Below are 13,139 nucleotides of genomic sequence, written 5' to 3'. Positions count from 1 at the left end.
AATGTTTCTATGAAAATGCATCAGGACAGCGCAGATGGAAGCTATCGGATCGTTCGATACGGCGCTGATGGCGTCCAAATTAACGAACAGATCTACACCGAAAGTCTGCTCCTAATGCCCGATCAAATCATCACGTCGTGGGCACCCACACGCATAGAAGACCTCAACGGTCATCACCTCACTCAAGCCCAAAGCCTAAATCCTGAGGTCATCTTGCTAGGCACCGGCAACCACCAGCAGTTTCCAGATCGGGCGGTCATGCGACCGATCTTACAAAGCGGTATTGGATTAGAGGTGATGGATACTGGCTCCGCCTGTCGCACGTATAATATTTTAATGGGCGAGGGGCGCCGCGTTGTGGCCGCGCTGATTATTTCAATCGATTAATGCTTCTTGAGAGCACCCCATTCGGGCAAACTGCTGGCGTAGTTGCTGTAATGCCTGTAGCTGAATCTGCCTCACCCTCTCACGCGTAACTCCAAGCTCTTCGCCAATCCGCTCAAGGGTTGCAGGCTCGTGCTCATTGAAACCGAATCGTTTTTCAATCACGTATCGATGTTTAGCCGGTAAATTCGCTAATAGCCCTTCAATGCGATCTTCAACTTCTGCCTCGTGTAAGAGGTTGAACGCAGTTGTACTCGATTCGTCAGCCAATGTATCTGCAAGGCAATAGGTGTGGTCGGTATTTTTAGACTGCTCAATAGACACGGTTGTGTCAGCCAGTGCCTGGAGGTTTTGCACCCACTCCACCGATTTTCCGAGCCGCGCCGCCACATCCTTCGGCTGTGGCTCATGTGGCAACTCTTGGCCCAAAGACCGCTCTACGGCTTTGCATTGATTAACGTCTCGTACAACATGTATCGGCAGTCTCACCGTGCGCGCCTGATTCATGATTCCACGTTCAATAGATTGCCGAATCCACCATACCGCGTAAGTAGAAAAACGATTCCCCAATCCGGGATCAAATTTTTCGACGGCCCGAATCAGACCCACGTTGCCCTCTTCAATCAGATCGCAAAAGGCCACGCCACGATTTTGATAGCGTCGCGCCATACTGACCACCAACCGCAGGTTTGCCTTAATCATGCGGTTCTTTGACTGCTCACATCCCGCTTGCACGGCAAACGCCAGCTGACGCTCGTCTTCCGGGGTCAGTAAGGCCGTATCACCGAGGTCATTCAGGTAGTACTGCAGCACATCATCACTTACGCGTATTTCACTCATAAGTGACTATAAACACGGTAATTTTTAAGATGCAATAGGCCTTAAAAATTGCTCGGCGATGGTGCAACAGCGCCCAATTACAGGGCGCGTTGACCGCATCAAGCTAAGGCAGATAATCAGTTGGATTAACAGGCTTTCCGAGATTTCGTATCTCAAAATGAACGCTGTTGGGGTGACGTGCGTTGCCCCCAATCAGTGCAACCGGCTGCCCTGCTTCAACTTGGTCGCCCTCAGCAACTAAAAGCTGCTCGTTATATCCGTAGGCGGTTAAAAAACGATCATCATGCTTAATGATAATCAGATTGCCGTAGCCACGAAGACCGTCACCGCTATACACCACATTACCGCCGGCGGCGGCGCGCACCTGCGCATTTTGATCACCCCGAATAAGAATGCCGCGCTTGCCCACGGCATTGGCATTGTAAGCTTGCAGAATCTGCCCTTGCAGCGGCCACTGCCAGCCGATTTGCCCGCCCAACGGGGTTGCTCTTACCGAAGCGCTCGCACTGGCTGGCTCTCCAGCGCCCCCCGGGGGTGCGGTTAAGCGCAACCGATCACCAACCCGAATACGATCAGGACTGGTGATGTTGTTCCAACGTGCGAGCTCCTTGAAGTCTAAATTATTAGACCACGCAATCGCGTAGAGCGTATCGCCCTTTTGAACCACATACTCTCCGGTCTTTGCGCTTGGTGCAGACGATCGACTCTCACGCGCCGCGCGATCCGCTGAATAGTCAAACTCTGCACAGCCCGCTACGCCAAGTAGAATAATTACAGCGAAAAATAAGCGACTGCGGCAATGAGCAAAATAACCGTGACCCACCCAATTCGCTCCATATATGGCCTAAGTAATGGCTCAAGACGAGGGCCGCCCCAAGCCAGCAAACCCGCGACGAGGAAAAAGCGTGCACCCCGCCCCAGTAGTGATGCGATGATAAAAGGCAGCAATGCTACAGCCATAGCCCCTGCGGCAATGGTGAAAACTTTGTACGGAATTGGCGAGAAACCCGCAACAAGCACAACCCAAAACCCCCAAGTAATGAACCAGTCTTGAGCTAGTTCATAAGCCGGTAGATAACCGGCCTCTTCGATAAGTGGCAGTACAATTTCAAGGCCGAGCACCCCGATAAAATAACCTAAAACACCACCAAGAACAGAGGTAATGGTGGTAAGGCTGGCCAGTGCCCACGCTTTTTCGGGTCGAGCCACGCTCATGGGTGCAAGCATCACATCAGGCGGGATAGGGAAAAAAGAGGATTCTGAAAAACTCAAAACGCCTAAAATCCAAGGCGCTCTGCGATGCGCTGACCAGCGCAGCACACTATCGTACATCCCTGTAAAAATGCGCATCACTCAACCCCCTCGAGCATTGGTACAAAAAAAACGGACTCTACCACCTGCGTTTGGATTTCTTTACCTTCACGAATGTACAGGCGGAGCGCCTGAGACTCAGCATCTCCAATTGGTGCCAGTAACCGGCCGCCATCAGCAAGTTGATCTAATAAAACGGCCGGTACCTCACTCGGCGCGGCGGTTAGCACGATCGCATCAAACGGGCCTGCAGATGCCCACCCCTGAAATCCGTCACCAAAGCGTTGCCGAATATTCTCAAACCCCAACTCTCTAAAAAGGCGCCGACTGCGATCGTGTAACTCACGAATGCGCTCTATGGTGTGAACGCGCTCGGCCAGTGCGGCCAATACAGCGGCCTGATAGCCCGATCCTGTGCCAATCTCTAATACTCGCTTGGGAAAACCACCCGCTAACAAGAGCTCCGTCATCCGGGCCACCACGAACGGTTGAGAAATGGTTTGGCCATACCCAATGGGCAATGCAGTATCTTCATAGGCCCGTGAGGCCAGTGCTTCATCAACAAACCGGTGTCTTGGTAGCTGACGAATCACATTGAGCACATGCACATTAGCAATTCCTGCATCGCCAAGCCTTGCGGCTAAACGCTCTCGTGTTCGTTGCGAGGTCATCCCAATGCCCAACTTCTGCGCACTATTCATTCCATAAAACCCTTCACCCACCCCGCAATTTGCTCTAATGCCTTGTATTTAGTCAGATCAACCTGCAGCGGTGTAACGGACACAAAGCCCCTTTCGACCGCATCAAAGTCTGTGCCCGGCCCCGAATCCTGCTCACTGCCCGGAGGGCCAATCCAGTAAATGGTGCGCCCACGCGGGTCTTTTGTTGGTATGGCCGCCTCAGCCCGATGTCGGGCACCCAAACGTGTCGCCTCAAACCCTTTAATCTGGTCGAAAGGGCGATCAGGCACATTGATATTTAGAATGGTATCTGCAGGTAGCGGCTCGCTGCGTAAGCGCTGAACCACACGCCGTGCCACCCTTGCTGCCGTATCGTAATGCGTGGGTGAATGGCTGGCGAGCGATAACGCTACTGCAGGCAGCCCTAAGCTGCGGCCCTCCATTGCTGCCGCTACGGTGCCACTGTAGAGCACATCGTCGCCAAGGTTAGCGCCAGCGTTAATGCCGGAAACGACCATATCGGGTAATTGCTCGAGCAGACCCGTAATTGCCAAATGAACGCAGTCGGTGGGCGTGCCTTCGATGCGGTAGATTCGCTCTCCCGCCTGAGCAACCCGTATGGGCCACTCAAGCGTGAGCGAATTACTCGCCCCACTACGATCACGCTCTGGCGCGACTACGGTAACTTCTGCATCCTCGGCTAATGCCGCTGCTAAGGCTTGGATGCCCGGTGCTGAATAACCATCATCATTGCTTACCAATATTCTCATGCGGTGTACTATACCCGTCTACGAGCGTCTCGGGAGCGTAAGATTGAACCAAGACGACCCGGATACAGCATTATTTCGGGCTGCAATGGCCGATGTAAGGCCTATACCCACCCGCCAACGCGCAGATCTGCGGCGTCGCCGCCCTGCCCCTATACCGGGTCAGCGTTACGCGGATGATCGTGCCGTGCTCCGAGAGCTGGCAATGCCCACCGCCGAGGAGCATGCACTTGGCGCAGAGGTGGGCGAAGCGCTTGCGTATGCGCGACCTGGTTTAAAGAAACAGACCTTGCGCCGATTACGCCGGGGCGAGTTTAGCGTAATGGCTGAGCTGGATTTACACGGGCAAACCGTTGAGCCTGCCCGGCGTTTAGTTGCCGATTTCATCAATGAATGCCGAGAACGGCGCCTTGGTTGCGTACGGATTATTCATGGCAAAGGCCGCCGATCAGCAAATACCGGCCCCGTTTTAAAGGTAGTTGTCGATCGCTGGTTGCGCCAACGCGATGATGTTTTGGCTTTCTGTTCGGCACGGCCGGTTGATGGTGGAACCGGCGCTTTGTATGTCTTATTGCGGCGCTGACCAGTCAATTAACTCCGCTAACACCGAGGTGGCATAGCTGCCGCGTCGCAGATAAAAATCAATTACCCAGGTATCCGGCTCACTGCAATACCACCCCAGCGCACCAACCGAAACTCTTAAGGGGCGCCGTGCCGCATCGACACGCCGCGCTGCAAGGCCTGCCACCCAATCAGCCACAGGCTCAAGTAACATAGCCTCATAATCAGCCAGCGCCTGTGTCACTCCAAGCTTTTCGCTATTGCGTCCTGGCAATGGCCCGCTGGGGTGGATTTGGTGGGCAGCAACACGCCTAGCTAACCGCTCTGTTGTTTCTTTGCTGGCAGAAAAAAGGCTCTCCCGCCCATCCAGCCCCAACAGATCATTGGGTAAGGCGCTGGCCCACGTGCCATCTTTAACCCGTGCCGAGAGCACTCGGTTAAAGCACTCAGAACGCAGCGCGGAAATTAACATCCCACGGCTAGCCGGTGGCACAGACTTCGGATCTGCTGCCAACCAGTCAATCGCGTCTTTTAAATTGCGCCCGTTTCGCCCAAACCGCTGGGGGCCAAAGTAATTTGGGACCCCGTAAACCGCAATGGTTGCCAACCGTTGGTTAAACGCCACCGCTGATACATTTATCTCGCGCAAACGCAAACGAAAGTGATTGCCCATAAGAGTGCCCACTTTGAGCTTTCGGCGATGCCGCGCAACGTGTAAAACGCGCAGCCCATCTGCAATATCTGCCGGTGCCTCAGGCAACGGTTGATTGACTGGCCACGGCAGCGTCAGCCACTGAGTGGTTACGGCCCAACGATCTTTGCGGCCGGCATAGCCACATTCCCGTGGCGATACACCCCAAACTTGAGAGAGGGTGCGAAGTGCCTCCAGTGTAGTCAAACCGCGCTTTTCAATTTGAACAAGAAGATGAGGGCCGTCATTGTCGGCCATAAATCCAAGCCGCTCGTTCACCACAAAGTCTTCTGGCTTGCGCGCAACTACGCCTGTGCCAAGGGGGCCACCCCACGCTTTTTCAGTCAATGGACTCTAACAAAGCCACCGCCATTGCTGCGATGCCCTCGCCTCGGCCAGTAAAGCCCATCCACTCAGTGGTGGTGGCTTTTAAATTTATCTGTGCTTCGGCACACCCCAAATCACTGGCAATATTTTGCCTCATCGTGGGTAAGTACCCGCTCATCTTGGGCTTCTGCGCGATGACGGTGGCATCAATATTCGCCAGCTGAAATTGTTGGTTTTGCATCCGAGTGGTTATTTCCCGTAACAGCACACGACTATCTGCGTCTTTCCAAGCGGCGTCGGTATCAGGAAAGTGTTGCCCAATATCCCCCTCACCTAAGGCCCCTAAAATGGCATCGGTAATGGCGTGCAACAGCACATCGCCGTCTGAGTGCGCAGCAAGCCCCTCTGGATAATCCAAGCGCACGCCACCAATAATCAATGCCCGCCCGTCTACTAACCGATGCGCATCAACCCCTTGCCCAACGCGAATCATCACTCCATCCTCTGCTTATCGGGCTGTTGCTGCATAAGCCACGCTTCTAATAAGGCATGGTCACTGGGATAAGTCAGTTTAATATTCGCGCTCGACCCAGGCACTAGCACAGGCTTAGCCCCCAGCCTTTCCATTGCGTCTGACTCGTCCGTTACCTCATGCCCTGCCGCGTTTTCTAGTGCCCTAGCCAACCGTTGGAGAGGAAAACACTGCGGCGTTAGCGCTTGCCATAATCCAGCACGGGGCACGGTACGCGCCACCGCATGATCAGCGTCATCTGCTTGCTTTAACGTATCTCGCAAAGCCACGGCTAAAAGCCCACCGTCTTCATTGTATTCTGCCGCTTTAAGTAACCGCGAAATGTCATCAGCCGGCACGCACGGGCGCGCCGCATCATGCACCAGCACGAGATCGTTAGGCTGTGCGCCCCATCTTGCCAGTTCGTACAAACCCTCAAGCACAGATTGGGCTCGCGTCGCGCCCCCAACGCAGGTTTTTATTGTTGCTGAGGTGAGGCTTGGATCGGCTGCAGGTAGTACCACTACCACCCCTTTAATCGCCGGTATTGCCATTAACACTTCTAGTGACCAGTCCAACACCCGCTTGCCGGCAATTAACTGAAACTGCTTCGGCAAAGGGCCACCAGCACGCCGCCCTTGCCCCGCCGCTGCCAATACAGCCCATACCGCTTTATGGGTCTTCACGAGGCTCTATCACCTGAAAAAATTGCTCCTCTTCGCCAACCAGACCGAGCTCTAAACGCGCACGCTCTTCAATACCACTGAGCCCATCACGAAGATCTGCTACGTCTGCCGATAACGCTTGATTGCGCTCATCCAAACGGGCATTTTCAGCTTCCTGAGCGGAAACGGCTTGCTGCAGGCGCCATGCATTGGGAATACTGCCATCACCAAACCAGAGCCGACTTTGCAGCAATAACACCAACAACAGCAGCCCTGCCGCAAGCCAGCGCATTAACTAGCCCTGCAAACCCATTCGCTTAAGACTGGGAAAGGCGGTACGGCCTGCATAGCGTGCTTTGTCTCCAAGCTCCTCTTCAATTCGAAGCAATTGGTTGTATTTGGCAACTCGATCAGATCGACACAGCGAGCCCGTCTTAATTTGCGTGGCGGCGCTGGCCACCGCAAGATCAGCAATCGTTGTGTCTTCGGTCTCACCTGAGCGATGCGAAATGACTGACGCGTACCCGGCAGACTCAGCCATGGAAATGGCATCCATTGTCTCAGTTAACGTACCTATCTGGTTGAATTTAATCAAAATCGCGTTACCAATGCCACGTTCAATGCCCTCAGCTAAAATAGCAGTGTTTGTGACAAAAAGATCATCACCCACCAACTGAACGCCCTCACCTAGCGCGCGACTGAGAATGGCCCAGCCGTCCCAGTCATCTTCGGCCATTCCATCTTCAATAGAAATGATGGGATACCGCTTAACCCAGTCAGCCAAAACATCCGCAAATCCTTGCGCATCAAACTGACGCTGCTCTGAGGCCAAATCATAAACACCGTCTTTGTAAAACTCAGAGCTGGCCGCATCCAACGCGATCCACACATCGTCTCCTGCGGTATAACCGGCAGCGGCAATGGCTTCTAGAATCACCTCGATAGCAGCCTCGTTAGACGGAAGATCGGGTGCAAATCCACCCTCATCGCCCACCGCCGTGGAAAGACCACGCGCGCTGAGAACCTTTTTAAGCGCATGGAAAATTTCTGTGCCGCAGCGCAGCGCATCGGCAAATCGATCAAAACCGATCGGCATGACCATAAATTCCTGAATATCGACGCTATTATCGGCGTGTGCACCGCCGTTAAGGATATTCATCATCGGTACAGGCAGCACCCATTCGTCAGGGGATGCGAGGTGGCGAAATAAGGAGACACCTTTTGCAGCTGCAGCCGCCCGGGCAACCGCTAACGAGGTGCCCAGCAGCGCATTAGCGCCCAGCGCACTTTTATTTGGGGTGCCGTCAAGCGCAATCAAACACTCATCCAAACTACGCTGATCGTTGGCATCCATGCCTGCAATAGCCGCCTGAATCGGCCCATTCACGTTTGCAACCGCCTGCTGAACGCCTTTACCCAAGTAACGACTTTTGTCGCCATCCCGAAGCTCAACGGCTTCACGCGCACCGGTTGAAGCTCCCGAGGGTACCGCCGCTAAGCCGCGACTGCCGTCATTTAGAACCACTTCCGCTTCAAGCGTTGGGTTACCTCTTGAATCCAAAATCTCACGCGCGTGAACCGTTTTAATCGTTAGCATTGCGTTTCCTTTATTGTGTTAATTCCGCAAGCCCATGCCGCTGAACAACGGCATGCAGCTCAACGAGTGTATCGAGCAGCCCTGGTAAACGAGCAAGGGGCCACATATTAGGGCCATCGGATAGGGCTTGGTCTGGCTTGGGGTGCGTTTCGATAAACAGCCCACTAACCCCGGCAGCAACAGCTGCTCTGGCCAGCAGGGGCACATGCTCCCGCTGCCCGCCTGAGGCTCCACCAAGGCCGCCAGGAAGCTGCACCGAATGCGTGGCATCAAAGATGACTGGCACGCCAGTTTGGCGCATTACCGCCAAGGCACGCATATCCGCCACCAGATTGTTATACCCAAACGACACGCCCCGCTCACACACCGTGATTTGCTCATTACCGGTGGCTTTGGCCTTCTCAACCACATGCTGCATATCCCATGGTGCGAGGAACTGGCCCTTTTTTATATTGACCGGTAGGCCCTGAGAGGCAACCGCCTGAATAAAGTCAGTTTGCCGACATAAAAACGCCGGGGTTTGAAGCCAATCAACAACGCAAGCCACTTCGGCCAGTGGCGTGTACTCATGTACATCGGTAATAACCGGCACCTTGAGCTGCTTTTTAACAGCCTCAAGTGCTGCCAGCCCCGCCTCAACGCCACAACCCCGGTACCCTGAAACCGATGAACGGTTAGCCTTATCGAAGGATGCCTTGAAAATAAACGGCAGACCCCGCGCTTGGGTCATCTCGACCAACTGTTCCGCGATGTCCATCACCATTTCTGGTGATTCGATGACACACGGGCCAGCAATCAAGGCCAGCGGTTGATCCAGCCCAATGGGTTGCCCCTGAATGTGCGCGCTCATGCACCCACCTTGGCGTGCTGATCTCGATACACCATAGCGGCATTGATGAAGTGGGCAAATAACGGATGCCCATCACGCGGCGTTGATGTGAACTCAGGGTGAAATTGGCAAGCCAAAAACCAAGGATGATTCGGTAGCTCTACCGCTTCTGCAAGATGCCCGTCGTGCGACCAACCCGCAATGATAAGGCCTGCCTTGGTCAACGGTTCCTCATAGCCCTTATTAAACTCATAGCGGTGCCGATGACGCTCTTGGATCACATCCTGTCCATAAACTTCATGAAAGCGGGTTCCTCGCACCAGTGTTGATGGCTGAGCCCCCAGGCGCATGGTACCGCCTAGATCAGACTGCCCATCGCGGACCTCACGCAAACCCTCTGCCGTCATCCATTCGGTAATCAGCCCGATGACCGGATGCGGCGGATCGGCCACAAACTCAGTGCTGTGGGCCCCTTCTAAACCCGCAACATTGCGCGCGTAGTCAATAACCGCAACCTGCAATCCGAGACAAATCCCCAAGAACGGAATTTGCTGCTCTCTTGCGTATCCAGCGGCTAAGATTTTTCCCTCAATACCGCGCTCACCAAAGCCTCCGGGCACAAGGATGGCATCTACATTCGCTAACAGACGCGTTCCTTCCCGCTCGATGGCCTCCGAATCAACGTAGCGAATAGTGACTTTTTGTTGATGCTGAATACCCGCATGGCGCAGGGCCTCGTTTAGCGACATGTAGGCATCAGCAAGATCAACATACTTACCGACCATCGCCACCGTGACCTCACCCGTGGGGGCATGCATTGCATCTACCACCCTTTGCCAATCCGCCAGAGAAGCCGATGGCAGATCGAGGCCAAACTTCTCGGCAACTATCTGATCAAGCCCCTGCTCATGGAGCATGGCAGGCACTTTATAAATATTATCGACATCGAGGGCAGAAATAACCGCTTTAGGATCGACGTTAGTGAACAGCGCAATCTTACGTCGCTCTTCAGCAGGAATCGCCTTGGTGGCTCGGCACACTAAGATATCGGGCTGGATTCCAATGGAGCGGAGCTCTTTAACCGAATGCTGGGTGGGTTTAGTTTTCATCTCACCCGCGGCTTCAATCCAAGGGAGCAACGTCAGGTGGATATACAAGCAGCGCTCACGCCCCAGCTCTGCACCCATCTGGCGTATTGCCTCCAGAAAAGGCAAAGACTCGATATCGCCAACCGTGCCACCAATTTCAATTAAAGCAATATCGGAATCGCCCGCACCTCGCTGGATGCAGGATTTAATCTCATCAGTAATATGAGGGATTACCTGCACCGTACCGCCTAGGTAATCGCCGCGCCGCTCCTTGCGGATCACGCTCTCATAAATTCGCCCGGTGGTGTAATTGTTGTTTTGCGTAGCGCGCATTCGAACGAAACGTTCGTAATGCCCCAGGTCAAGATCAGTCTCGGCGCCGTCGTCGGTCACAAAGACCTCACCATGCTGAAATGGGCTCATCGTGCCCGGATCAACATTGATGTAGGGATCAAGCTTTACCATCGTGACCTTCAGACCGCGGGCCTGAAGAATACTTGCAAGCGAGGCCGCCGCAATGCCCTTACCCAATGAGGACACTACACCGCCTGTAATAAATATATATCGTGTCATTTTTTCCGTCGGCCTACTGGCACATCGCAGTAACGGGGGGCCACTGCAGGACGGGGTGATACGGTAACAGAACCATGAAAATATCGCCAATCTCCCAACGCCGGATCGGCATTAGGGATAAACTCAAAGGCAGCCGATGGCGCCACACCAGCAATTGCCACCACCTCTGACGCCGAGTTGGTGATAAACGGCAACTGCGATCGCCACCAGGGTGGAACCCGCGCCTGCCGGAGCAACTCTTTTGCCGCTTGTGGCGGACGTTGTGGCAAATAGACTCGGTCACCTGGGCTAAATGGGCGCATCTCCAACAAATCTCCCTGCTCGGGCAACGCAGTAGAAACCCAGTGCACCGTTCCAACCTGGCCCCATGAACAAGTTTCACCTCGACGGATCACCGCGCTGCGTAAACCGGCCGGCAAGGGATTGGGAAGCCGATACAACGCTCCGTTAAAGCGCGCTAATTGCCCATCTGCCCACTTTAAAACGGGCTGTCTGTCGTCATCCGCAAAAAGGAGATCATCTAGCCCCTGATCGAGCTGGCGTCGCGACGGTGGGCGCCAGCCCAGCTCGGCAAGCCATTCCCGAACAATCGCAAAACGCATTGCCCTAGATTCTTGAATTAGCGTATTAACAGCTAAAAGGGGCGCGTCCGCCAACCGGTGCTGCCCTATCCTGTCAGATAACAACTCACTAAAGATTCCTTCGGTTTCTTCTGTGAGACGAGCTAAGCGCCCCATGGTTTGTTGCATCGACGGCCAGCGCGCTTTTAGCAGGGGCATAACCTGGTGGCGTAAATAATTACGCTCAAAGCTTGTGTCTTGATTACTCGGATCATCCATCCAGCTCAGCTGGTGGCATTGGGCGTATTGGCGCAGGGCCTGATAGGGGACGTCTAAAAGTGGACGCAACAAATACCCCGCACCAAAAGGCTGACAATGCCGAATGCCAACGAGCCCCATAGGGCCTGTGCCGCGTAAGATCCGCAGGCATAAGGTTTCTACCTGATCGTCTGCATGATGCGCCGTCAGCAAACAGTCTCCGGGCTCTAGAAATGCCTTGAGTGCCGCATAACGCGCCTTGCGCGCGCCCGCTTCCAGCCCGCCTTCGTCAGGATTTGGCTGAATCGTTAGCACGTGGCATGGGAGCTGAGCATTTTTGGCTAACTTTTTGACATGCGCAGCCCAAGCATCAGCCTGTGGTTGTAACCCATGGTGAATATGCACCACTTGCACAGGCCAACCGGTCTGCTGCGCCAAATGGAGCAGCACAGCCGAGTCCATTCCGCCACTGCATGCCAGCACAAGACGCTGAGCTGCGGGTGGCAACTGAGCGATTAGGCTATTCGCGGAAGTGCCCAATCGCCATCAAGCGCTCATAGCGCGCTGCCCGCATCGCCTCGAGGTCTAAGGCCTCCACATCCGCTAAATGGCGCGACAGCGAATCAGATAACCGCTTTGCCGTTTCATCCCAATCGCGATGCGCGCCTCCCAGAGGCTCAGCGATGACTTCATCCACTAATCCGAGCTCGGCTAGTCGCTCTGCGGTAATTCCCATTGCCTCGGCCGCCTCGGCTGCGCGTTCTGCACTTTTCCAAAGAATTGAGGCACAGCCTTCCGGAGAAATCACTGAATACGTACTGTACTGAAGCATGAGCAACCGGTCGCCCACGCCGATAGCCAGCGCACCACCCGAGCCGCCTTCACCAATGACGGTGCATAGCACTGGGGTATTAAGCCCCGCCATTTGCATTAAATTGCTAGCAATTGCTTCGCTTTGACCGCGCTCTTCAGCGCCCACCCCTGGGTAGGCGCCTGGGGTATCGATAAAGGTCATAATCGGCAAACCAAACCGCTCGGCCATTTCCATGAGCCGCGCTGCCTTGCGATATCCCTCGGGACGTGGCATGCCAAAATTACGCTCAATTTTCTCCCGCGTGCCCCGGCCCTTTTGCTCACCAATTACCATCACTGGGCGGCCTTTAAAGCGCGCAACGCCACCGATCATTGCCGCATCATCGGCATAGGCCCGATCCCCATGCAGCTCTTCGAAATCAGTAAACATGGCAGCAATGTAGTCAGCCGCATACGGGCGCCGTGGATGGCGGGCCAACTGCGAGATTTGCCAAGAACTCAGGTTGCGAAAAATTTGCTCAGTCAGCTGGCGGCTTTTAGCCTGAAGGCGTGCAACCTCCTCTCCGATACTGACTTCAGAGTCATCGCCCACGTAGCGCAGTTCTTCGATTTTAGCCTCAAGCTCTGCAATAGGCCGTTCGAATTCTAAAAAATCCAAGTCAGCGGATGCCACGCGTCTGCTCC

16 protein-coding genes are annotated in these 13,139 nt (G+C 54.5%); 2 read left to right on the top strand and 14 right to left on the bottom strand.

Annotated elements, in window-relative coordinates; translation table 11 throughout:
• Window positions 1–9 precede the first annotated feature (9 nt).
• Window positions 10–387: an Mth938-like domain-containing protein gene (locus GH984_RS00725; RefSeq protein WP_153718308.1), complete on the top strand. Its 378-nt coding sequence runs from the start codon at window positions 10–12 to the stop codon at window positions 385–387.
• On the opposite strand, the gene GH984_RS00720 is transcribed toward GH984_RS00725, so the two are convergent.
• The 5 genes from GH984_RS00720 to surE form a co-directional block, all read right to left on the bottom strand.
• The gene (locus GH984_RS00720; RefSeq protein WP_153718738.1) at window positions 376–1,224 is read right to left on the bottom strand and encodes a sigma-70 family RNA polymerase sigma factor; all 849 of its coding nucleotides are present in this window, start codon (window positions 1,222–1,224) and stop codon (window positions 376–378) included. The two genes, GH984_RS00725 and GH984_RS00720, sit on opposite strands and share 12 nt — an antisense overlap.
• 103 nt (window positions 1,225–1,327) lie before the next feature.
• Window positions 1,328–2,047: a peptidoglycan DD-metalloendopeptidase family protein gene (locus GH984_RS11040; protein ID WP_153718307.1), complete on the bottom strand. Its 720-nt coding sequence runs from the start codon at window positions 2,045–2,047 to the stop codon at window positions 1,328–1,330.
• Window positions 1,996–2,574: a YqaA family protein gene (locus GH984_RS00710; RefSeq protein WP_153718306.1), complete on the bottom strand. Its 579-nt coding sequence runs from the start codon at window positions 2,572–2,574 to the stop codon at window positions 1,996–1,998. The genes GH984_RS11040 and GH984_RS00710 overlap by 52 nt, the downstream gene beginning before the upstream one ends.
• Window positions 2,574–3,236: a protein-L-isoaspartate(D-aspartate) O-methyltransferase gene (locus GH984_RS00705; RefSeq protein ID WP_153718305.1), complete on the bottom strand. Its 663-nt coding sequence runs from the start codon at window positions 3,234–3,236 to the stop codon at window positions 2,574–2,576. The genes GH984_RS00710 and GH984_RS00705 overlap by 1 nt, the downstream gene beginning before the upstream one ends.
• A complete protein-coding gene (gene surE / locus GH984_RS00700) occupies window positions 3,233–3,985 on the bottom strand; it encodes a 5'/3'-nucleotidase SurE (RefSeq protein ID WP_153718304.1) in 753 nt (250 codons plus the stop codon). Before surE ends, GH984_RS00705 begins: the two co-directional genes overlap by 4 nt.
• Window positions 3,986–4,028: 43 nt before the next feature.
• Here surE and GH984_RS00695 point away from each other — a divergent pair, with 43 nt between their 5' ends.
• Window positions 4,029–4,565 carry a Smr/MutS family protein gene (locus GH984_RS00695; RefSeq protein ID WP_369691876.1) on the top strand — a complete coding sequence of 179 codons (537 nt, stop codon included), beginning with the start codon at window positions 4,029–4,031 and terminating at the stop codon, window positions 4,563–4,565.
• On the opposite strand, the gene truD is transcribed toward GH984_RS00695, so the two are convergent.
• The 9 genes from truD to GH984_RS00650 are packed head-to-tail and all read right to left on the bottom strand — an operon-like array spanning window position 4,551 to window position 13,128.
• Window positions 4,551–5,582 carry a tRNA pseudouridine(13) synthase TruD gene (truD, locus tag GH984_RS00690; RefSeq protein WP_153718302.1) on the bottom strand — a complete coding sequence of 344 codons (1,032 nt, stop codon included), beginning with the start codon at window positions 5,580–5,582 and terminating at the stop codon, window positions 4,551–4,553. The two genes, GH984_RS00695 and truD, sit on opposite strands and share 15 nt — an antisense overlap.
• Entirely contained in the window at window positions 5,575–6,054 is a 480-nt protein-coding gene (gene ispF, locus GH984_RS00685; protein WP_153718301.1) for a 2-C-methyl-D-erythritol 2,4-cyclodiphosphate synthase, read from the bottom strand. The genes truD and ispF overlap by 8 nt, the downstream gene beginning before the upstream one ends.
• Window positions 6,054–6,758, bottom strand: a complete 705-nt coding sequence (gene ispD, locus GH984_RS00680; RefSeq protein ID WP_369691875.1) for a 2-C-methyl-D-erythritol 4-phosphate cytidylyltransferase — start codon at window positions 6,756–6,758, stop codon at window positions 6,054–6,056. Before ispD ends, ispF begins: the two co-directional genes overlap by 1 nt.
• Window positions 6,745–7,029 (bottom strand): cell division protein FtsB, encoded by a 285-nt coding sequence (gene ftsB, locus GH984_RS00675; protein ID WP_153718300.1) that lies wholly within the window; start codon window positions 7,027–7,029, stop codon window positions 6,745–6,747. Before ftsB ends, ispD begins: the two co-directional genes overlap by 14 nt.
• 3 nt (window positions 7,030–7,032) lie before the next feature.
• On the bottom strand, window positions 7,033–8,334 hold the full coding sequence (gene eno / locus GH984_RS00670; RefSeq protein WP_153718299.1) for a phosphopyruvate hydratase: 1,302 nt from the start codon (window positions 8,332–8,334) through the stop codon (window positions 7,033–7,035).
• A 10-nt stretch (window positions 8,335–8,344) separates the two neighbouring features.
• A complete protein-coding gene (gene kdsA, locus GH984_RS00665; RefSeq protein WP_153718298.1) occupies window positions 8,345–9,184 on the bottom strand; it encodes a 3-deoxy-8-phosphooctulonate synthase in 840 nt (279 codons plus the stop codon).
• Window positions 9,181–10,824 (bottom strand): CTP synthase, encoded by a 1,644-nt coding sequence (gene pyrG / locus GH984_RS00660; RefSeq protein WP_153718297.1) that lies wholly within the window; start codon window positions 10,822–10,824, stop codon window positions 9,181–9,183. The genes kdsA and pyrG overlap by 4 nt, the downstream gene beginning before the upstream one ends.
• A complete protein-coding gene (gene tilS / locus GH984_RS00655) occupies window positions 10,821–12,182 on the bottom strand; it encodes a tRNA lysidine(34) synthetase TilS (RefSeq protein ID WP_172973127.1) in 1,362 nt (453 codons plus the stop codon). Before tilS ends, pyrG begins: the two co-directional genes overlap by 4 nt.
• Window positions 12,163–13,128, bottom strand: a complete 966-nt coding sequence (locus tag GH984_RS00650; RefSeq protein ID WP_369691874.1) for an acetyl-CoA carboxylase carboxyltransferase subunit alpha — start codon at window positions 13,126–13,128, stop codon at window positions 12,163–12,165. Before GH984_RS00650 ends, tilS begins: the two co-directional genes overlap by 20 nt.
• Between the last annotated feature and the right edge of the window lie 11 nt (window positions 13,129–13,139).

It is taken from the genome of Spiribacter salilacus, assembly GCF_009649225.1.
In the GTDB taxonomy this organism is placed as follows: domain Bacteria; phylum Pseudomonadota; class Gammaproteobacteria; order Nitrococcales; family Nitrococcaceae; genus Spiribacter; species Spiribacter salilacus.
The sequence above is the reverse complement of the archived record's forward strand: the minus strand, read 5'-3'. Positions and strand labels throughout refer to the sequence as shown.

Excerpts from the sequence above, each read along its gene's own strand:
- GH984_RS00725 (WP_153718308.1), top strand. The coding sequence starts at position 10 with ATGAAAATGCATCAGGACAGCGCAGATGGAAGCTATCGGATCGTTCGA.
- GH984_RS00720 (WP_153718738.1), bottom strand. The coding sequence starts at position 1,224 with ATGAGTGAAATACGCGTAAGTGATGATGTGCTGCAGTACTACCTGAAT.
- GH984_RS00710 (WP_153718306.1), bottom strand. The coding sequence starts at position 2,574 with ATGCGCATTTTTACAGGGATGTACGATAGTGTGCTGCGCTGGTCAGCG.
- GH984_RS00705 (WP_153718305.1), bottom strand. The coding sequence starts at position 3,236 with ATGAATAGTGCGCAGAAGTTGGGCATTGGGATGACCTCGCAACGAACA.
- surE (WP_153718304.1), bottom strand. The coding sequence starts at position 3,985 with ATGAGAATATTGGTAAGCAATGATGATGGTTATTCAGCACCGGGCATC.
- ispF (WP_153718301.1), bottom strand. The coding sequence starts at position 6,054 with ATGATTCGCGTTGGGCAAGGGGTTGATGCGCATCGGTTAGTAGACGGG.
- ftsB (WP_153718300.1), bottom strand. The coding sequence starts at position 7,029 with ATGCGCTGGCTTGCGGCAGGGCTGCTGTTGTTGGTGTTATTGCTGCAA.
- eno (WP_153718299.1), bottom strand. The coding sequence starts at position 8,334 with ATGCTAACGATTAAAACGGTTCACGCGCGTGAGATTTTGGATTCAAGA.
- kdsA (WP_153718298.1), bottom strand. The coding sequence starts at position 9,184 with ATGAGCGCGCACATTCAGGGGCAACCCATTGGGCTGGATCAACCGCTG.
- pyrG (WP_153718297.1), bottom strand. The coding sequence starts at position 10,824 with ATGACACGATATATATTTATTACAGGCGGTGTAGTGTCCTCATTGGGT.